13 protein-coding genes are annotated in these 21,211 nt (G+C 43.8%); 3 read left to right on the top strand and 10 right to left on the bottom strand.

What is annotated here, in order from left to right; translation table 11 throughout:
- Positions 1–137: 137 nt before the first annotated feature.
- The 8 genes from B9Y69_RS02035 to B9Y69_RS02000 form a co-directional block, all read right to left on the bottom strand.
- A complete protein-coding gene (locus B9Y69_RS02035; protein WP_085471334.1) occupies positions 138–2,378 on the bottom strand; it encodes a S9 family peptidase in 2,241 nt (746 codons plus the stop codon).
- A complete protein-coding gene (locus B9Y69_RS02030; RefSeq protein ID WP_085471333.1) occupies positions 2,371–3,789 on the bottom strand; it encodes an APC family permease in 1,419 nt (472 codons plus the stop codon). The genes B9Y69_RS02035 and B9Y69_RS02030 overlap by 8 nt, the downstream gene beginning before the upstream one ends.
- An 8-nt stretch (positions 3,790–3,797) precedes the next feature.
- Positions 3,798–5,618 (bottom strand): DUF885 family protein, encoded by a 1,821-nt coding sequence (locus B9Y69_RS02025; RefSeq protein WP_200811729.1) that lies wholly within the window; start codon positions 5,616–5,618, stop codon positions 3,798–3,800.
- A gap of 20 nt (positions 5,619–5,638) precedes the next feature.
- Positions 5,639–6,898 (bottom strand): NAD(P)/FAD-dependent oxidoreductase, encoded by a 1,260-nt coding sequence (locus B9Y69_RS02020; RefSeq protein WP_085471332.1) that lies wholly within the window; start codon positions 6,896–6,898, stop codon positions 5,639–5,641.
- A 22-nt stretch (positions 6,899–6,920) separates the two neighbouring features.
- Positions 6,921–7,919, bottom strand: a complete 999-nt coding sequence (locus B9Y69_RS02015; RefSeq protein WP_085471331.1) for a 4-hydroxyproline epimerase — start codon at positions 7,917–7,919, stop codon at positions 6,921–6,923.
- A 13-nt stretch (positions 7,920–7,932) separates the two neighbouring features.
- On the bottom strand, positions 7,933–9,381 hold the full coding sequence (locus B9Y69_RS02010) for an aldehyde dehydrogenase (NADP(+)) (protein WP_085471330.1): 1,449 nt from the start codon (positions 9,379–9,381) through the stop codon (positions 7,933–7,935).
- A 16-nt stretch (positions 9,382–9,397) separates the two neighbouring features.
- Positions 9,398–10,297 carry a dihydrodipicolinate synthase family protein gene (locus B9Y69_RS02005; RefSeq protein ID WP_085471329.1) on the bottom strand — a complete coding sequence of 300 codons (900 nt, stop codon included), beginning with the start codon at positions 10,295–10,297 and terminating at the stop codon, positions 9,398–9,400.
- An 81-nt stretch (positions 10,298–10,378) separates the two neighbouring features.
- Positions 10,379–11,260 carry an AraC family transcriptional regulator gene (locus tag B9Y69_RS02000; RefSeq protein WP_085471328.1) on the bottom strand — a complete coding sequence of 294 codons (882 nt, stop codon included), beginning with the start codon at positions 11,258–11,260 and terminating at the stop codon, positions 10,379–10,381.
- Between the two features lie 193 nt (positions 11,261–11,453).
- Between B9Y69_RS02000 and B9Y69_RS01995 the strand changes: the two genes are divergently transcribed.
- From B9Y69_RS01995 to B9Y69_RS01985, 3 genes are all read left to right on the top strand, one after another.
- Positions 11,454–14,165 carry a DUF5695 domain-containing protein gene (locus B9Y69_RS01995; RefSeq protein ID WP_085471327.1) on the top strand — a complete coding sequence of 904 codons (2,712 nt, stop codon included), beginning with the start codon at positions 11,454–11,456 and terminating at the stop codon, positions 14,163–14,165.
- Positions 14,166–14,309: 144 nt separating this feature from the next.
- Positions 14,310–15,701: an aminopeptidase P family protein gene (locus B9Y69_RS01990; RefSeq protein ID WP_085471326.1), complete on the top strand. Its 1,392-nt coding sequence runs from the start codon at positions 14,310–14,312 to the stop codon at positions 15,699–15,701.
- On the top strand, positions 15,694–17,877 hold the full coding sequence (locus tag B9Y69_RS01985; protein WP_085471325.1) for a S9 family peptidase: 2,184 nt from the start codon (positions 15,694–15,696) through the stop codon (positions 17,875–17,877). Before B9Y69_RS01990 ends, B9Y69_RS01985 begins: the two co-directional genes overlap by 8 nt.
- A gap of 68 nt (positions 17,878–17,945) precedes the next feature.
- Here B9Y69_RS01985 and B9Y69_RS01980 read toward each other — a convergent pair whose 3' ends face one another.
- Together B9Y69_RS01980 and B9Y69_RS01975 are read right to left on the bottom strand one after the other, a co-directional pair.
- Positions 17,946–19,790 carry a DUF4859 domain-containing protein gene (locus B9Y69_RS01980; protein ID WP_234991053.1) on the bottom strand — a complete coding sequence of 615 codons (1,845 nt, stop codon included), beginning with the start codon at positions 19,788–19,790 and terminating at the stop codon, positions 17,946–17,948.
- 24 nt (positions 19,791–19,814) lie between these two features.
- On the bottom strand, positions 19,815–21,206 hold the full coding sequence (locus B9Y69_RS01975) for a DUF4859 domain-containing protein (protein WP_085471324.1): 1,392 nt from the start codon (positions 21,204–21,206) through the stop codon (positions 19,815–19,817).
- Positions 21,207–21,211: the final 5 nt, after the last annotated feature.

Raw genomic sequence — 21,211 nt, 5'->3', positions numbered from 1 at the left:
TTACCAATTCTTAACCATTTATTCACCGTGGAGACATCAAAAAAAAGAGGCCTTACGTATATCGCAAGACCTCTTGACTTCAAACTAAACTAAAAATGTATCCGGTTATTTAAACCCTAATAGCATAAAATTTATTCTTATGGTATAGCGTTCCAGGCAGGGGGATTAACCTCTAAGAGATTTTTAACAAAGAAATCGCGACGCTTTTTCTCTCCATAATCTCCACCGGAGGAGTGCCCCATTCCAGGAACCATAATAAGCTCATGTTCTTTATTTGCTTTTATCAACGCGTTGGTCAGCTGGTAGGTCGATGCTGGGTCGACATTGTCATCTAATTCACCAACAATAAGCATCAGCTTACCTTGCAATTTATCGGCGTTATCAATATTGGAACAAGCTGCATACTCGGGACCAATCGGCCACCCCATCCACTGTTCATTCCACCAAATTTTATCCATCCGGTTATCGTGGCATCCGCACGATGAGACACCTACTTTATAAAACTCTGGGTGAAATAATAGAGCCGCTGTCGAACTTTGACCTCCTGCTGATGTACCATAAATACCAACTTTCTCTAAATCCATATACGGATATTTCTTGGCTGCATCTTTCATCCAAAGAATACGATCGGGAAAGCCGGCGTCTTTCAGATTTTTCCAACATACATCCTGAAAGGCCTTCGAACGATTAGATGTTCCCATTCCATCGATTTGTACAACGATAAAACCAAGCTCTGCCAACTCTTGCATCCCACTCGGGTTTGGAATAAATGTTTTCGGAACAAAAGAGCTGTGTGGTCCGGCGTAGATATATTCAATTACAGGGTATTTCTTCTGCGGATCGAAGTTAGTCGGACGAATAATTATACCCCAAATATCGGATTTACCATCACGTGCCTTTGCAGTAAACACTTCGGGGGCTTTCCAGCCCGTAGCTTTCAACGCTTGATCATCGGCTTTTTCTAAATCTATAATTACCTTTCCAGAGCGGTCTCTCAACACCGTAGTCGGTGCCTCGTCGATCCGTGAATAGGTATCTACAAAATAGCTATGATCGTTGTTAAAATATGCGGTATGATTACCATTCTCCCGTGTCAATTCGCGTAGATTTTGACCATCAAAACCAATACTATAGTACTGAATAAAATAAGGGTCTTGGTCTTTATTTTTGCCGCTTCCTTCAAAAATAATTTCTTTACGTGTTTCATCCACATGAACCACTTTACGAACAACCCACTCTCCTTTTGTGATCTGATTTATAACAGCTCCTGTTGTTCCATCGTAACGGTACAGGTGATTCCATCCATCGCGCTCCGAAGCCCAGATTATCTCTTTGCCATCTTGCAGATCTTCGCGGTACCGCTTTCCGCTATAATCAATAAAGGTTTTATTGGTCTCATTAATCAAATAACGGCTACGCCCCTGTGTCGCATCGAGCTCCACAACAGCATATTGCTGATGCCCCCGCTTGTTATATTCAAAAGTTAACGCTCGGCTATCTTTTCGCCACTCGAGGCGTCCAATGGAAAACTGGTTTTCGATCAGCCATGTAGGACAAGCAAATAACTGATTGCTTTCCAGGTTATAGATAACCGGATAATATTGTGACAAAGCATCTCCTGGTTTTGGATAATCCCGTGTTTGTAATTTCGGCTGTAATTGATCTCCTGGAGAAGATTCCAGCAAAGTCAAGATCCGCACTTCTGCTTTACGAACTTTACTGGCAGCAATTTTTTTTCCATCTGGCGACCACTGGATATGCGCCGCATAATACTCCCCCGGACTACCGTCAAAAGTGAGTTGTCGTTCGGCTTTTAAATTTCCTTTTGGCGCTACATAAAGATTACTGTTTTTGATAAAAGCCACGCGAGACTTATCGGGTGATTCTACCGGCTCTCCTTTGCTATCATCATAACGCTGTCCCCAATATCCACCTCGACGGTTATCCCGGGCTCCTTCTTTTTTTGTTATTTTTTTAGTAGATCGATCCCATGACCATACCGATCCCTCAGCCTCCAATTCGACAGTGGATCGGTCAATTACTTTGATACGGTCGCCCCCAATACTACGTGGGTCAATATCTTTTTTTAAATCGCTCTTCAAGGCCTCAACGACCTCCGTCACTTGGAACAATTCCGATTTTGTCTTGCTTTTTGTATCCACCAAAACAAACTCTTTTCCATGTACTGTATTCTTTTCGTACCACAACAAATCTCCCGACTCGTTCCATTTAATTTGCGAAGGTGCATGGTATACCTTATTACTAATTAATCCACGCAAATCCTTTGCTCGCTTATAGTCATCAACGGTTCCCTGTGCGAAACCCTGTGCCACAGAAAGGGCTAAACACAATAGGATATTAAATCTTGTTCTAAACATTCTTTTTAACTTTACTATTCACAAAATAAAAAATCGGCACCCCAGCCAACGTGATGAGAATCCCCGGCACGGTATAATCTGGCTTATAGATTAACATAAGTACAATAAACGCGATTCCCATCAGGATATAGATAATAGGTAGATAGGGATACCCAAAAGCTTTATAGGGACGCTCCAAATCCGGACGCGTATAGCGCAGACGGATAACACCGGCTACTGCCAGGACATAAAACACCACTACCACGCACGTAATCATATCCAATAGATCACCATATTTACCACTTAAGCACCACATACAGGCGATGACGCACTGTAGCCATAGTCCATAGGCGGGAACAGCATTTTTATTGAGGTTGCCCACTTTCTTAAAGAACAAGCCATCTTGCGCCATCGAGTAATAAACACGCGCACCAGCAAGAATAATACCGTTATTACAACCAAAAGTACTGACCATAATCATCACGGCTATAATCGTAATCCCAAACGGCCCAAAAATCTCCTGCGCCGCGCTCATGGCTACGCGGTCTTTAGCGGCACTTGCCATCTGCGGTAGGTCAAGAATAGCGGTATACATCAAATTGGTTAACAGATAAATTACCGTTACAATGGTCGTCCCCAGTGCCAGACTAAGTCCTATATTCCGTTTCGGATTTTTAATCTCCCCGGCTACTGAAGAGGATGAATGCCACGAATCACTACTGAATAAAGCGCCCACCATCGCCGCCGAAATGGCACCAAAAGCACCAAAGGTACTGTAGGATTCATAGGTTCCGTCTACATTCAACCGCCGCAGGCTCCACATATCCTCAGCATTCCAATTGACATGCCATATTTCATGCTTAAAAGCTAAGAAACCAAATAATATCAACAGAAGTAAGCTTGCTATTTTGATCAATGTTAATGTTGTCTGTACGAGCTTACCGCTATTGATACCACGGGAATTAATGAAGGTCAATAAGGTAATAACCGCTATAGCCACGACCTGTGCGGAAGAAATTTGATAATCCCCCAAGGTGAGCAAGTAGACATCTTCATCAAGGGAAGGAAATAAATATGCTGTAAATTTAGCAAATGCCACACCCACCGCCGCAATGGTTGCTGTTTGAATGACGGCAAAAAAGGTCCAGCCAAACACGAAACTAACCAGCGGGTTATACGCTTCGCGAAGATATACATACTGTCCACCGGCTTTGGGGAACATGGCACTTAATTCACCATAGGTCAAAGCGGCGGTCAATGTCATAAAACCACAGATGACCCAAATCAACATCATCCAACCGGCAGATCCTGTATGCCTCGAGATATCCGCCGATACGATAAAAATTCCGGAACCAATCATACTTCCAGCAACCAACATGGTTGCATCAAGTAGGCTCATCGATTTTTGAAAAGACTGTTTCGGTTGCTCCATCGCTCTGCTTATTTAAAATCGTAAAATTTCCATACGGTCTCATGATCGGGCGATAGGTTCTGATTGGTCAGAATAGCACGAAGCATTTCCATCGGCATATAGTTCTCCTTGATTACCCGATCATGAAACGCTTTGTACGTTAACTTACCGGTATCGACTAACTCATGTTTAATCTGCATCAACTGCAACCCTCCAACCAAATAGGCCAATTGATAAAGTGGACTATAACTTCCTTCAAAAGAACGTTTCACTTCACCATGTGCATTTGCCTTTTCAAAACCAACGCGGTCCACTAAATAATCGATGCACTGCTGGGGCGTCCATTCCCCTAAGTGGAACTTAATACTAAAGGTAATACGGGCACAACGGTGCATACGCCAAAAAAGCATACCGATACGCTCTTCTGGCGTGTGGGCAAACCCTTTGTCGTACATTAACAGCTCCCAATATAATGTCCATCCTTCGGTCCAAAAAGGGGTATTAAAGGCCCGCTCCCGGTAAGGCTTATGCCGACGATTCATAAAATACTGTAAATGATGCCCCGGATTGAGCTCATGTTGCACGGTGCCTCGCGAGAAATACGGGTTATTTCCACGCATACTCATCAGCTTCTGCTCCTGCGTCATCTCTCCTGTTGGATAAGAAATACTAATCTCCCGTCCCCCCGTAAAGAAAGGGTTCACCAATTGCCGTTCAGGCGTCATCATAATCATGCCCCAGGTTTCATCAGCAAGTTCGGGGATATCCATCAAATCGTTTTTACGAATAAACTCCTGCGCGTCGTTATACAACTTCAAAATCAACTCCGGCTGCTTACCCTCCGGCACATAACTGTTTTTCACCTTCTCTTGTGCAGCCTTCCAATCTTTTCCAAAACCCATTTCCTGGGAGGCCTTGAGCAATTCAGCCTCACACCAAGCAAATTCCTTATCGGCAAGCCGCAATAGATCATCTGCCGTATAGGCAATCATCTCTTCTTTTAACTGCTTATTCAGTTCGTCTCGCCCAATAGGCGCTCCTCCAATTTGACTCCCGTCGTCAAACACTTTCCAGTCGCTCTTACTCGTGAGCAGCTCACTATAGGCATCCAACTGTCCTAAAAGTTCCTTATGTGGAGCAGGGCCCCACCAGGTAAACATGGGGTCATAACCGTTGTAAAAATCAAACGAACTGTTTAAGCGTAATTTTAAACTGTGCAGCACGTCCTTCAAAAAATCGACGTCCTTATACGATATAGTTGCCACCGAAGATACCTGCTGAATCGCGCCCTTTACTTCTTTCGCGGCGGTTGTCATAGATTTAGCCAGCTGCTCTCCCTCTATCGTCGTTCCGCGTCTGCGAAGTTTTTCAAAATCATATATTTTTGACGCAAACGGAAGGTACGATGACAACCGTTGATACGTCTCCTGTTGTGCTGTCAGGCGTTCAATATCTTGCTTCACCTTCCGTTTTAGCAACACAAAATCTACTTGCCCATTACTATCCAACGCCTTATATGGAAAGGCTTGTAGCTTTTCCAAATAGAGCCGATCCAACGTAAGCAACCGTTGCACTTGTTCCGGTGATTCTGCTGCGCTCTGATTTCCCCATCCTTTCGGCATTGGCCCATAAAAATAGTTAATAGCCTGTACGTCATGACTGTATTGGACGATTAGAGGTTCAATGGGGGTTGTGTGCTGATATAAATTAAGGTTTAGGTTTGGGTTTGGGGCTTGGTTTAGGTCTTGGTTTTGCTTGCTGTTTTGCTTTTGTGCCATCACAGTATGTTGAGCGAACAGCAATGCTAAGCAGATTGCTGTCTTTTTGGTTAAGGAACGTGGGTTTATCATAATTTTGGGTTTATCGTCTGTTAATCAAATCGATCGGGGCGAAAGTTGGAAATATCAGTTTCTGTAGGTCTTCCGGAAAGGATATCGGCTACTGCTTTCCCAAATGCAGGGCCCAGGCTCAACCCCATCATTCCACCACCGCCAGCTAGGCTCACATTCGATATTTTTCCGACACGCCCCAGGTAAGGAAGACCATCTGGCGGACAAGGTCGGTAACCAAACCAAATTTTATCTTCCGGATAGGCAACTTGAATATCGGGCATGTATTTAGGAATTGATTCGACGATTCCCTGTACTCGATTTCTATAGATGGTATCATTGGCAGAACCAAGCTCCATGGTTCCACTAAAGCGGATATGTCCATTCATAGGCGTCACGGCAACACGTGCCTCTAACAATAATGCAGCATGTTTCAAGGTGGTTCCTTCTGCCGGATTATACATAAAGGAGTATCCTTTTCCGGGCATTAAAGGTGTTTTTAAACCAAGCTTTGCTGTTAATTGAGGTAAATAAGCACCCGTCGCTATAATAACCTCGTCCCCCGAAAAGCTTCCTTTATCGGTTATCACTTCGCGTACTTTACTACCTTCCTTCACAAAACGTAATACATCGACATGCTCATGAAATGTTACGCCACCTGATTTTAGGTAGTTAATAAGTTGACGCATCAGCTTCGGTGGATATAACTTTCCATCACACTTGTAGAAAGCTGCACCAAGGACATCCAATTTCAGGTTCGGCTCCAAGGCTTGCACTTCCGCCGCATCCAGAATGGATACATCAAGCTGCAGATCCTGCGCACGCTTCGCCAGCTCCACTTCCTCGTGTTGAACCTCCTTGCTCTTGAACAGCATGATAATACCATTCTGCTCCAGTTCAAAGTCAAAATCAGGTTGATTTGAAAGAGCATCATAAAGCTTACTGCTATAAAGGTTTAAGTCCCGAATCGCGACAGCTTGTTTTTCGACATGCTGTTTATTCGCATATTTCATGAACTTCATTCCCCAGTCCAATAGGTTCCAACTGAGGTTAGGTCGTACATAAAAGGGGCTCTTGCGGTCGAACATCCACTTGATGCCCTGTGATACCATGCCAGGAGCCGCTAATGGAGTAAAATGACTGGGCACAATCATTCCTGCATTGCCGTAGGAACAATTATCGTCCAGGTTACCTTTTTCGAGAATGGTCACTTTCCAACCATCCTGCAACAAATAAAAAGCGGAGGATAGCCCAGCTATCCCTGCTCCAATAATCAATACTGTACCTTTATCTTGGCTCACTGTCTTGTTTTCGTCTATATTTTTACATCACTTGGAATCCCTCTTTGTAGGGATCATCGTCATCAATAATGATCGTATTGTATCCTGTAATTCGTGCCCATCCTTCTATAGAAGGAACAATGGCTGGTTTATTTGCTACGGTCACTGTCTCCTCTATCTTTCCGATAAATTGTGAACCGATATAGCTCTCATGTACAAACTCTTGTCCAGGCTTAAGCTTCCCCTTCGCATACCACTGCGCCATACGTGCCGATGTTCCGGTACCACAAGGTGAGCGATCCAATGCATTTTCGCCCACTAAAACAGCGTTCCTTCCCGAAGAATTAGCCTTCGTAGGCTTTCCTGTCCATTGAACATGCGTTAAACCATGGATATGTGCATTCTCTGGATGAATAAATTCATATTTTTCATTGAGTAGGGTACGAATCAATTTTCCATAATGAATCAGTTGACTTGCTGTAAAAACGCTGATATCTTCAAAATTCTCTTGTGGATCTATAATACCGTAAAAATTCCCACCATAAGCTACATCCACCCTTATTTCACCCAGATCCGGACAGTCTACAACCAGATCCTCACTGTGTAAAAAAGAACGTACATTGGTAAGTTTTACCGTATCGACTTTAGCACCCGTTTGTTTGTAATCAATCAAGACCAAGCCCGCCGGCGTTTCCAGACGAAGTTTTTCGGGCACTTTAGGAATCACTAAGCCTTCCTCGATTGCAATAGTTACGGTACCAATTGTACCGTGTCCACACATCGGTAAACAACCGCTAGTTTCAATGTAAAGCACGCCGATATCGTTCGCACTATCCGCTGGCGGATACAACATACTACCACTCATCATATCATGTCCTCGCGGTTCAAACATCAGTCCTTTTCGAATCCAGTCGTATTCCGCCATAAAGTGTAAACGCCGTTCCATCATGGTATTTCCATGGAGCAACGGCGTACCACCAGTCACCAGTCTAACCGGACAACCACAGGTATGTGAGTCTATACAAAAAAAAGTCTTCTTCATTTTTATTCGTTACTTAATCGATTCGGTATTGCCCATCTACAATGCGTGCGATCTGGAGCGGGTTTTCCTCTTGTAGTTCTGCTGGTAGAAAGGTATTTGGCCAATTCTGAAAACTGACAGGACGCAAAAATCGCTTCACCGCATCGGGACCTACGGAAGTAAACCGTGCATCAGTCGTTGCTGGAAAAGGGCCTCCATGGTGCATACCATATACCACTTCCACACCAGTCGGCATACCATTAAACAGTAACCGCCCACACTTCTCTTGTGCCCGCATAAAAAAGTTCTTATGTTCCGCAACATCAGTGTCTGTTGCTGCAAACGTAATGGTAAGCTGTCCGGATAAGCGATCCAGAATGTGATACATTTCGGCTGCATCTGCACACTCCACCAAAAGTCCGGTTGGACCAAAAACTTCTTCAGAAAGATGTTCGTTCGTTAAAAAAGCTTTTCCTGTGGTCACAAATACCGCTGCTTGTGCAAGAGTGGCAGTTCCCACCTGTCCGGTTGCCAATAGAGACACCTCGGGCTGTCCTGTTAGTTTATGCTTCCCATGATCGTAGGCTTTCTGAATACCTTCATGAAGCATTTTTGCTTCACTTATATTGTTTATTTCTGCACTAACCGCTAATTTAAAAGCCTGGAAGGCCTCTCCCGACACGGCTAAAAAAACACCCGGGTTTGTACAAAACTGTCCTACACCTAATGTGAGTGAGCCAATATATTGAGCCGCCAACGTTTGTGGATTCGCCGCTAAATATTCTGGAAAAGCAAAAACTGGATTGACGCTTCCCATTTCAGAAAAAACAGGAATAGGTTCCGCCCGCTTGGCACCCAAGTCAAACAATGCCTTTCCTCCCTGAAAAGACCCCGTGAAGGCAACGGCTTTGATTGCCGGGTGGAGCACTAAAGCTTCTCCTATAGCATGGGAACTACCTTGAACATAGGTAAAGACAGATTCTGGAGCACCGTATGAGGCCAACCCTTTAGCGATAGCCTGCGCCATTAGCTGCGATGTGCGCGGGTGTGCGGGATGTTCTTTAAAAACGACAGAACAGCCAGCGCCAATCGCACTTGCCGTATCTCCTCCTGCCGTAGAAAAAGCAAAAGGGAAATTGCTTGCACCAAAAACGGCTACAGGCCCTATCCCTTTATTATATTTTCGAATATCGGCTTTGCCTTCACCCGCTTTATCGATACGTGCTTCTGCATAAATACCGGTACGTATGGCATTGGCGTAGCTCCGCCACTGCCCCACCGTTCTCCCCTTTTCGCCCTGCAGGCGTGCCAAAGGGAGCGCTGACTCTTCATGTGCCGTTTGAATCAGCGTCTCATCAAGTGCTTCAACCGCATCGGCAATAGCGTGCATTAATGCTGCACGCTCTGCCAATGATAGTTGTTGTAAATATTGATACCCAGCCTCTGACTGCTGGACTATAGTATTAATTTGTTCATGAACCATCTGTGTAGGCCTAAAATCATAACTGTGGTCTTAATGCCAACGCATCATCGATCACTTTATTGACACGTACTTCTTCTTCCCCAACCAACGGTAAACGTGGCGCTCTTGTGAATGGTGTAGATAAGCCTTCTTTTGCTGCTGCCAGCTTGATGTACTGCACAAGTTTCGGATGAATATCCAATTCCAACAATGGCATAAACCATCTGTAAATAGCAACCGCTTTATCTACTTCTCCTTTTTTAACATAATCAAAGATGGCGAAGGTCTCTCTTGGGAATGCATCCACCAATCCACCAACAACACCATCGGCTCCTAAAGCCAACGACTCCAAGAAAATGGTATCCACACCCGCTAATATTTTCAGGCGATCACCAAAACGATTTTTTAATCGTGTAATATTGGTCAAGTCCCGTGTGGACTCTTTTACGGCTTGTATATTAGGCTCCTGCAACAATTCATCAAACATATCTAACGAAATATATGTTGCGTAATCAACGGGGTTATTATATACTAAAATAGGCAGCTTCGTATGCTGTGCGATACTTCTAAACCAGGAAACAACTTCTCTATCATCTCCGCGGTAACGCATAGGAGGCAATACCATCAAACCATCTGCACCTAATTTTTCTGCTTGTTGCGCAAATGCAATAGCATCCGCAGTGGTATTCTCGGTAATGTTTAATAAAACAGGTATTCTACCTGCAACCACCTGCAAAGCATGTGTTAAAATTTCGAACTTCTCCCCCGGCGTCAATACGCTAGCTTCTCCTAAAGATCCGGCTAATATTATACCGTGTATACCTGCTGCAATCTGCGCTTCAATGTTAATAGATAACATTGCAAAATCAATTTTACCGTCCTCATCAAAAGGGGTCAACATAGCTGGAAATATTCCGCTCCAATTTATACTAGCCATAATTAATTAAAATGTTTTCTTCAAAACTATGGCCTATCGCACGGAATTGCTACACAGGTTTTAATCAAAAGTCACCACATTTTAACTAACGTGCCGCTGTAACCGTTTTTTAACCTGTCCGTAATATTCTTTCGGACAAAATCCGGTCACCGTTCGAAACACGCGATTAAAATTTGTTATGCTGTTAAAGCCCGAATTAAAAGCGACTAGCGCGACACTCTCGTAACGTTCGGCAGAAATAAGTTGACAAGCCTCCTCAATACGAAGCTGGTTCAGGTAATTCACAAAAGTGAGCCCTGTATGTTTCTTGAAATATCGACAAAAGGCTTGCGGCGTCAAACTTGCGCGTTCGGCTATCTCTTCCAAGGTAATATTATGTCTAAAATTGGATCTAATGTAGGTGCAAATTGAATTTATCCGTCCCTGCCCTTCATCATTACCCGGGATGGCTATTACTGACAATGGTCTGAGTTCATCAGAAACCTCGTACAATTCTTTTATTAAAAAGAAAAAACTAACGAGCTGATTCATCATGTCTGATTTCCGCATAATGTCAATTCTTCTTTTTATTCGAGACCGATATTTTTCTGGAACCTTAAAGCCTTTTTTACTCATGGTAACAAACTCCAGCAACGCCGCAAATTCGGGCGTATGAAAAATACTGGATAATGTACCATTTGTATCAAAAAAGACGGAAACCGACTGTACACCATTCTCCTCCAAATCGTCGATACTCTTTTTAAATACATGCGGTTGATTAGGCCCCAATAAAAAAATATCTCCTTCTTCAAAATCGTGAAAACTATCCTCGACATACAATGTTCCTTTTCCCTTTACAATCCACATGAATTGATATTCCTCATGTTTATGGAAAAATGGATAAAACTCACTTAAATTATCTTCTTGAACATAAACCGATTTATTTTTCGGCGACGGAACATTGAATTGGATCATTTTCATCATAATTCAGGTTAAGTGTATAATTAACATTTAATCACAATTTACAATTTAGTTATCGTAATTTACAGTAAATAATTACACAAACAAAGCAAGAAAATAATATTGGTGAAGATTAGACCAAAATTGGTTAAATATCAGTCGATTTATTTTTTTTTACAACCCTACCTTTAAAAATCATCAATTTAGAACAATAATTATGCACAAACTGATCAAAACAGCTATACTACTTTCTATAGGTTTTGTAGGCGGAACGACAATTGTTCACGCACAGAATCCATTTTGGGAAGCTATTAAAAAGCAACCGGCAACTTTAGGTGTGGACCAAGGTGTTGACAACTTCAGCTTAACGAACCTCAATCTGGGTATCTTAAAGAGTTCTCAAACCGTTGCTTCACTCAAACTAAAAGATGACAACAAGTTTGACTATACCCCCGATGAATTATTGACGAAACGCGATCGGGATAAGTTTTTCCATCTGGGCGATATCAATTTATCTATACGTCCGGTTGGAACAGACGGCTGGACAGCCTTTTCTTCGGCAAAGAGCCGTCAGCAGGTGAAACCCTTAGGTGCAACCGGAAAGGTTCTTGCCGCAGCTGATATATCGGCTTCATTGGGCGATATTCCGCTACAGGTGGTTCGAAACTGGGAGAATATCAATGGCGATCTTTGCCTACGTTTTACCATCACCAACAATACCGCGCAGGACTACGAAATAGGTGCCTTGGGGATTCCCATGATCTTTAATAATAACATGGATTGGAAAAACCTGGACACAGCACATGCTGATAATGTTTTCTTTGATCCTTATATCGGAAAAGATGCCGGTTACATTCAGATCAATAGATTACATGGAAATGGCCCCAGTCTCTTAGTTATTCCGCAAGAGAATGCCTCTTTTGAAGCCTACAATCCTTTGAACAGCGATCCTACGCCTCGCAGCATTACCTTTGAGGGATTTCATGAATGGCTCATACATAGTAAAGCATTAGCTGAAACAGAATGGAAAGGTGTTGAACAATGGAATACACCGACCTCCACTGTTCTACGTAAAGGTCAATCTACCACCTATGCCGTGCGTTTTACATTAGCTCCAAGCATTCGGCAGATCGAAGAAACATTGGTACAACAACAAAGACCTGTTGCCATTGGAGCGCCTGGCTATGTCGTGCCGACCAACAATCCGGCAAAACTTTTTATCCAGTATGCCAAGAAGATAAAAAGCATCGATGTATTTCCAACAGGCGCACTGACGGTCGAGAAATTAGATCAAACGAAAAACAAATGGCAAGCCTATCAAGTAAAAGGAAATCAATGGGGGCGTGCTAGACTGACAATCACCTATGTTGACGGGCTGGTACAGACCATTCAATACAAAGTCATTAAGCCCGAACAGGAAGTTGTTAATGATCTGGGGCAATTCCTCACCACTACACAGTGGTACGAAAATCCAAATGATCTCTTTGGTCGCTCCCCTTCTGTTATTAGCTATGACTATGAAACCAAAAAACTGATTACCGAAGAGCAACGCGCCTGGTATGCAGGCCTAAGTGATGAGGCTGGCGCCGCAAGCTGGCTTGCCGCTATCATGAAACAGGTCGTCCAACCGAACCCACAGGAAATCCAAAAGCTTAAACGTTTCGTCAATGAGACCATGTATGGACGTATCCAGCACAAGGAAGGAAAGGACCAATATGGCGTGGTAAAAAGTTTATTTTATTACGAACCGGATAGCATGCCTAAAGGCACATACAGTGAATCTATTAATTACAAAACTTGGTCTGCATGGCCGAAAAAAGAAGCAGATAATATTGGCCGCTCGTACAATTACCCGCATGTGGCAGCAGCGCACTGGGTCATGTACCGCTTAGCCCGAAATTACCAAGGCTTAGTGACCGAAGAAGCATGGCAAACGTATCTTGACCGGGCCTGTCAAACCGCAATAGCAATGGTTGAAAAAGCACCTTACTACGCGCAATTTGGACAGATGGAAGGTAGTATTTTCTTACTGATCTTGTTGGATATGAAAAAAGAAGGCTTAACCAACGAAGCGGCGAAACTGGAAGAAGTTATGAAGAAAAGAGCGCTACATTGGAAATCCCTGAATTATCCTTTTGGTAGCGAAATGCCTTGGGACTCTACCGGACAAGAGGAAGTCTATGTATGGTCGCGTTACTTTGGATTTGATGATAAAGCAACCGTCACATTAAATGCTATTTTAGCGTATATGCCAACGGTGCCACACTGGGGCTACAATGGTAGTGCGCGTCGGTATTGGGATTTTGTATATGGTGGTAAGCTTTCACGTATCGAGAGACAATTGCATCATTATGGATCTGCTTTAAACGCAATTCCGGTCTTGACAGAATACCGTCAACAACCACAAGACTTCTATTTGCTACGTGTTGGACACGCTGGAACCTTAGGAGCCTTAGCTAATGTGACCGAAGATGGTTTCGGACCAGCGGCATTTCACTCCTACCCTTCGACACTTGCCAACGATGGCATTTCGGGTGATTATGGAACGGGCTTTTACGGATATGCGGTGAATGCCGGAACCTATATTTTCAACCACCCTGAATTTGGTTGGCTAGCCTTTAGTGGAAACTTAAAGCAGTCGAAAGAAAAAATAGATATTGCAGTCACTACGGCTTCTCGGGGTCGTGTTTTTCTAGCCGCTGAAAACCTATGGTTGACAGCCGACGCAGGGGAAATTGCAAACCTCTCTTACCACCCTAAAAATAAAACCGTAGAACTACAACTAGGCACGCCTGATAAGGCTACCCCTTCCGTTCTGCTACATATTAATCCGGAAAGCAAGTATACGATCGACGGTCTGGCAAAGGATCCGCAAGGTCGCTACGTTATTCCTGCATCGACAACAAAAGTGACTTTGCGAAAAATCTAAGTCCCGTAATATTATGTATAAAAGGAACCTGTGGAGTTGTACAATGACTTCACAGGTTTTTTCGTTAACTTCGTCTGTGACATGGATAACTAAGCGTATGACAGTCCTTGTCTCATATATTAAAGCGTATTAATAAACAACATCATGTTTTCCAAAGAAACTTATATCCAACGCCGTGCTGCGTTGAGAAATCGCCTTTCTTCCGGCATTGTCTTATTCCTCGGTAATATTGACAACCCCATAAACTTCAAGGATAATTGTTATCCTTTCCGTCAGGACAGTACTTTTCTCTATTACTTTGGACTTTCCGTTCCCTTTATTGCAGCGATCATTGATCTGGATGAAGATAAATCCATTGTTTTTGGCGATGAGCTCAGTATAGATGATATCGTGTGGATGGGGCAACAAGAGACATTACAGGCAAAATGTGCCAAATCGGGTGTCGCACAGACCAGCCCTTCGGGGTCCCTTTCGACCTTTATACAAAAGGCGATAGACAGCAAGCGAACCATCCATTTTCTACCGCCATATCAATCCAGTAGTAAAATTCGGTTAAGTGAACTGCTTCAGGTACCTGTCAGCAACCTCAAGCCGTCCGTGTCCCTGATTAAAGCAGTGGTTGCCCAGCGTTCCATAAAGGAACCGCAAGAGATTACAGAGATTGAAAAAGCCTTGCAGGTTGCGACAGAAATGCATCTCCTCGCTATGCGTCTAGGAAATATTGGAACCAAGGAATATGAAATTGTAAATGCGATGCAACACTATGCCGGCGATCATAATTGTTCCTTTGCCTACCCTCCGATTGTAACACGTCATGGTGAAATCTTACATAACCACCACTACCATAACACCTTTGGCAAAGGGGACATGGTCTTGAATGATTCCGGCGTAGAAACAAGCTTGGGTTATGCCAGTGATTTAACGCGGACCTTCCCTGCTGATACAACTTTTACACCCTTGCAACGGGATATGTATCAAATTGTTCTTGATTCCTTTGAAAGTTCACGCAACTTGCTTCAGCCCGGAGTAAGTTTTAAATCTATCCACCTACATGCCACTGAGATATTAGTACAGGGGCTAAAAGATATCGGCTTAATGCGCGGCAATGTGGCTGATGCCGTAGCTGCACATGCGCACAGTCTTTTCTTTCAATGTGGACTGGGACATATGATGGGCCTCGATGTCCACGATATGGAAGATTTGGGTGAACAGTATGTTGGCTACACCGATGAAAACCCGAAAGACACGACAACTTTTGGCATAAAATCTCTACGCCTAGGGAAAGAGCTTGAGGCGGGCTACGTTCTGACCATCGAACCTGGAATTTATATTATCCCGGAGTTAATTGATATCTGGCAAGCCGAAAACAAGCTCGCTGAATTTATTAATTACGATAAACTAAAAGAATTTAGACATTTCGGTGGTATCCGTATTGAGGATAATTTCTTGATTACACCCGAGGGATATCGCTTACTAGGTCCTGAGCTTATCAAATCTGTCGAAGACATTGAAAATTATAAACAAGCATATGCATAAATCATTAAACCGTAAAATATCGCGGTGGGTTATCGGTGTATTTTTCTTTTCCTCCTTATCCCTATCCGCACAACAGCAATGGACACCTGATGGTAACGGTTACTACCTCTTTTCTCCAGATCGCGGCATTGAAACTGTTGACGTTCTCGGCAAAAAGACGCCGGAAGCTTTTATTCCACCGGCATTGCTGATTCCTCCTGGCGCCACGAAGCCTTTATCGGTACAACATTTTGAGGTATCAGCAAATGGCGAGTTGGTACTGCTATTCGCAAACACCAAACGGGTGTGGCGCGAAAATACACGGGGTGATTATTGGATCTACAACAAAAAAGATAAATCCCTTAAGCAGCTGGGGAAAAATCTCCCGTCGGCTTCTTTAATGTTCGCAAAATTTTCACCGGACGGTTCAAAAGTAGCGTATGTCTCTAAGCACAATATTTACATCGAGTCATTGGATACCTACAAACCGCAGCAGATTACAACCGATGGAACAGACCGCATGATCAATGGAACATTTGACTGGGCCTATGAGGAAGAATTTGGCACAAAGGATGGGTTCCGTTGGTCTCCCGATGGCGGTAAGATCGCGTATTGGAAGCAGGATGCACGCCATACGCGTAATTTCTTAATGATCAATAATACGGATAGCCTCTACTCGTTTACGATTCCTGTAGAATACCCGAAAGTGGGGCTCGATCCGTCTGGCACAACCATTTGGTTTTATGACTTGAAAAAACGGGAGAACAGCCAGGCGAAAATTGCTGGCGATCCTGTACAGCACTACATTCCGCGGATGGAGTGGTTACTTGATTCTAAGGGCATTATTCTACAACAGCTAACACGCAAACAGAATGAAAGTAAAATCATTGTTAGTGAGGCTTCTTCCGGACAAAGCAAAACCATCTATACCGAAACGGATGCTGCATGGATTGATATAAAAGCACGATGGAATCACGGCGATCCGAGTGGATGGGATTGGATCAATAACGGAAAGGCATTTATCTGGGTTTCGGAACAAGGCGGATTTCGCCAGATCTATACCATCGATATGGAAGGAAAAGCATCACTGGTGACCAAAGAGCCTTTTGATATGATACAAATTGACTTTATTGATACGCAAAAACAAGATATTTATTTCTCTGCCTCACCGAAGAGCGCAACCGAGAAATTTTTATACCGCGTATCCATTGCCACAGGTCAAACGCAGCGTGTCAGTCCCGCTTCTTTACAAGGTACAAACGACTATAAGATATCACCCAATGGTAAACTCGCATTATTCAACACCAGCAGCATCAATTACCAGGCATCGGGCGCTGTTGTATCCTTACCTGAACACACACAATTAGTAGCGCCGCGACGCACCAATCAACGGAGTCCTGACGATAATCATCGTGCGGAATTCTTTCAGGTAACAACAGTGGACGGAATTACGCTGGACGGCTGGGTCGTAAAGCCGTTAAATTTTGACCCGACAAAAAAATACCCCGTTGTATTTTACGTATACGGGGAACCGGCATCACAAACCGTGACAAATAATTTTTACACCGGATACAACCGTCTCTACGAAGGAAATATGGCCGCTGATGGTTATGTTTACATTTCATTGGAAAATAGAGGCGCTCCGGCACCTCGGGGACGTGAATGGCGTAAATCCATATACCGGAATATCGGTATACTAAATATCCGTGACCAAGCGATGGGTGCTTTAGAAGTCTTTAAATGGGGATATATTGATACCAGTCGTGTCGCCGTGTGGGGCTGGAGTGGCGGTGGCGCAACAACACTCAATCTCCTCGGGCAATATCCGGAGATCTACCAAACAGGAATATCCGTAGCACCGGTAACCAACCAGTTACTTTACGATAACATCTATCAGGAACGTTATATGGGGCTACCACAAGAGAATGAAGCAGATTTCTTACGTGGTTCGGCAATTACCTATGCAAAAAATGTAAAAGGTAATTTATTACTTGTCCACGGTACAGGTGATGATAATGTACATTATCAAAATGCGGAAGTATATATTAATGAATTGGTGAAACATGGTGTGCCTTTTCAGATGATGGCCTACCCGAACCGAAGCCATTCGATTAATGAGGGGGAAGGTACGAGTGAACACTTGGCAAAAACCTATACGAACTTTTTACGTATGTACTGCCCGCCTGGCGCGCGATAGTATAACTTCTCTATTAAACGAACAAGGCGGAATTACTTCTTAATTCCGCCTTGTTTTGTTTAAGACACTTAGGTAACCTTAATACGGAATACGAAAGTAGCTTTTACAAAGGTGTTCGGTGTATGCTCGTATACCAATGCTTGTTTAATGGTATAAGTTTCCCCGACCGTCAGTCGATTCGGATATTGACCAATCGAGAATTCTAATGTATTTTCATTGAATTCAGAAAAAACAAAAGCATTCGCACCCCAATTCACAACAGCGCCTGTCTGCCCAAACCAATGTCCATAACCGTTTGCTGTCGTTGTTGCATTTAGTGTCCCATTAGGCTCAACGGCATAAAATTTCACCTTATTCCCAATGAGTGATGTCAACTGACTGGGTTGCAAAAGGAAGGCTTTACCTAAAGCTGTTTGGTCTACACTTATTTTGGTTCCTGTATAATTTGTAGCATCCAGCGGAAAGGAAACATCTTGCGTCACTACGATATCAGATGGTTCATCATCTGCGTCGAAAGTAAGATACCCCACCACATTGGTTTGTTGTACCGCGATGCGATACGGCCATTGTTCATCGTTACTTTCATTATCATCCCAAGCATGCGCTTTGTAGCTTGTCGGAGCCCCAGTAACAACAAACCAAAGACGACTTGTGCCTGATGGTACGGTGAACTTTGCTTGCCCTACTTTTGCATTGTGCATGGTACCATAGACCCGATTTCCATTACTGAGTAAAGCGACAAAACCATAACGCCATCCGGCCCTTGCCGCGTTATCAACAGCATTAAATCCCGGTTCATTAACAAATCCCTCAAAATTTATGGTAACCTCGGTACCCGCCGCTGGTACTTCCAACGGTACAACATTATAACCGGTGGTACCTGGAGCTTTATCGTTCGTTACCTGTAAACGTCCATCATTAAGTACATCAAACTTATACGTATGTTTACCTATGAAATTTTGTCCCAAATCCCGCAAGCTATTAATATCCCAGCTCGCAAACTTACTCGCAGCATCGTACATCTGATCGTTGAACTGGCTATCATTTATGCCTGTAATCCGCTTGTATGCCTGAATTGGATCTTCTGGTTCCAGTGCCCCCCGCCAAATACGGCCTATAATATCAATCCCGTGCCGATCGGCCCAATAATGATGAATAAAGTAGTTGGCATACCGATACAACTCGTGTATTTGATGACGGTGATAATTTTGTGTATACACCGAAAAATGATGTGAGTTGAAGTTCTCTAAGGGGTAGCTTTGGTGGGCTTGCCACTGTGCGGTCTGCTCCCAAAAGCCATTCCCACCGTTGCCGCCAAAACCATAGCGAAAGCCATGTCTCCCACCAAGGTCGCAGCGTACCTGATACTGAAAGCTATGCCCTATTTCATGCGCAATAGTTGCCCCAACAGGCTTACAGGTACTCGGACTGATCCACAAGGCACCGATAACATCGTCGTAACCGCCCCCATAGGCCATCCAATCGGTAGTATGATGTAAGAAAATCATCATTTTATACGTATCCAAATTCGACTTACCAACACCGCGTTCAGCGAAGCCCAATGTATTGATATTTAACGCATAAAACTGTTCTGCCTTGGCGAGTAAATCGTCTATATCAACCCGATACTCCGTTGCTACACTTGCGGCTCCAGGATCAGTCGTGCCGTATTCTTTCCCCCAGAATACGATAAAGTGTTCCGATTGTTTGCTTCGGGTGTACGACCAGGTACTTGCCGCACTATGGAGATCCATATTTTGAAACTCATTAGGAACATAAATCTGCAAGGCAGGATTATTCTGCTCTTCTACAGGAACAGCAGTCGACTTGCTGCACGAAAGAATAAATGTAGGAGCCAACAGTAGCAGCAGGCATAGCCGGCGGACAAGGCTCATTTTTTGTTTTGAAATCATCGCTTTTCTGATTTTAAATCCGAGTTATTGAACACGAACATTGAACACAAATACAACTTCCACTATTCCCGACCCTGAATCATACAGTAAGGACTGCCTGATGACAAACTTATCTCCCGCAAAATTACGATCTGGGAATTGGCCAATATCAAAAGCCATATCAGCCATTTTAAACTCGGAGAACAAACGTGCACCGTCGCCCCAGGATATCGTATTACCATCTTTATCCAACCATTGCCCCGGAGCTGCGGCTGTACTTCTGGAATCCCGTGAACCATCTGCCTGAATGGCATAGAAGGTGATACTTGTTCCAAGGCGGCTGGCAATTTCAGCGGATGACATACCCAAAGCTTGTTCGACCATTGCACGATCCATAGCGACTCGCGTGGCCGCGTACCCCGCTCCTTCCGGAAGAACGACATCTTTGGTGATGGTCGTAATCTTTGGACCGGTATGCTTAACTGTTTTTAATTTAAAACGAACTATATGTGTCCCGGGTTTATAGAATCGTGCTGTCGTAGCGGTATTGATGTTACGTCCCAGATCCGTATAGTCTGCCACCACACGGTAGTATGATGCAAAGTCGGTATAGTTCGTCGTCCCGACACGCGTTACCGTCTTTACTGGATAGACGATCCCTTTATAATAAGGGTATGGGTGTACAATGGCAGTATCGGTCATCTCCGCAGCATAAAATGGGGACCAATCTGCAAAACTCGGTAATGTAGCCCGTCGCATAATCTCTCCCTTTTTGGGATTAAATGGTTTCCCATCCTTATCGAGCCACATATATATAATTTTGTTTTCGGCTGATTCTTTATGCTCGATCGAAACTGTAAAATCCTGATTCCTTAGGTTTACAGCATTAGATTCAGAACCCACTGCTGTCGTTGTCGCACTGGCCGCAAAAACCGAATCCGGTTTCATCTTGATAAGATTTATATCCAGTGCCTCTTTATACAGTTTTGATCCCGCGATATTGGTCGCCTTAAGATCCACCGTATAAAGGCCTGCAGGAATACCTTCTGTCGCAGGAGAAATCACCGCAGCGCCACCTAGCCCATTAATGGAAATTGCGGGTGCTGTTTTCTTACCAATACGTTGCGAGAGTTGCTCTAAGGTGGTTACATCTTCCCCCACCTGTCCAAGGTATACATTAAACTCCTGCGGTACCAGAAAATCTGGAACAACGGCTCCTGTAGCTCTATTCCTGATCTCCACTAATTCTACGGTCATTGGTGTGGAACTACCGTTCGCGATAATCGGATTCGTACTCGTAGCCGTTCCTTGTACGACCTGAAGCGTTGATACGCCATAACGCAGATTATCGTTCAAAAATCCTATTTGATCTGGTTTACATCCTTGATACATCGCAAAAAAAGCGATGCATAAGTACCATACGTGTTTCTGTTTCATAACGA

The organism is Sphingobacterium psychroaquaticum (genome assembly GCF_900177625.1).
Lineage (GTDB): Bacteria > Bacteroidota > Bacteroidia > Sphingobacteriales > Sphingobacteriaceae > Sphingobacterium > Sphingobacterium psychroaquaticum.
The sequence above is the reverse complement of the archived record's forward strand: the minus strand, read 5'-3'. Positions and strand labels throughout refer to the sequence as shown.

Bases quoted from the DNA above. Each gene is read 5' to 3' on its own strand.
- B9Y69_RS02035 (WP_085471334.1), bottom strand. From the start codon at position 2,378: ATGTTTAGAACAAGATTTAATATCCTATTGTGTTTAGCCCTTTCTGTG.
- B9Y69_RS02030 (WP_085471333.1), bottom strand. From the start codon at position 3,789: ATGGAGCAACCGAAACAGTCTTTTCAAAAATCGATGAGCCTACTTGAT.
- B9Y69_RS02025 (WP_200811729.1), bottom strand. From the start codon at position 5,618: ATGATAAACCCACGTTCCTTAACCAAAAAGACAGCAATCTGCTTAGCA.
- B9Y69_RS02015 (WP_085471331.1), bottom strand. From the start codon at position 7,919: ATGAAGAAGACTTTTTTTTGTATAGACTCACATACCTGTGGTTGTCCG.
- B9Y69_RS02010 (WP_085471330.1), bottom strand. From the start codon at position 9,381: ATGGTTCATGAACAAATTAATACTATAGTCCAGCAGTCAGAGGCTGGG.
- B9Y69_RS02005 (WP_085471329.1), bottom strand. From the start codon at position 10,297: ATGGCTAGTATAAATTGGAGCGGAATATTTCCAGCTATGTTGACCCCT.
- B9Y69_RS02000 (WP_085471328.1), bottom strand. From the start codon at position 11,260: ATGATGAAAATGATCCAATTCAATGTTCCGTCGCCGAAAAATAAATCG.
- B9Y69_RS01995 (WP_085471327.1), top strand. From the start codon at position 11,454: ATGCACAAACTGATCAAAACAGCTATACTACTTTCTATAGGTTTTGTA.
- B9Y69_RS01990 (WP_085471326.1), top strand. From the start codon at position 14,310: ATGTTTTCCAAAGAAACTTATATCCAACGCCGTGCTGCGTTGAGAAAT.
- B9Y69_RS01985 (WP_085471325.1), top strand. From the start codon at position 15,694: ATGCATAAATCATTAAACCGTAAAATATCGCGGTGGGTTATCGGTGTA.
- B9Y69_RS01980 (WP_234991053.1), bottom strand. From the start codon at position 19,790: ATGATTTCAAAACAAAAAATGAGCCTTGTCCGCCGGCTATGCCTGCTG.
- B9Y69_RS01975 (WP_085471324.1), bottom strand. From the start codon at position 21,206: ATGAAACAGAAACACGTATGGTACTTATGCATCGCTTTTTTTGCGATG.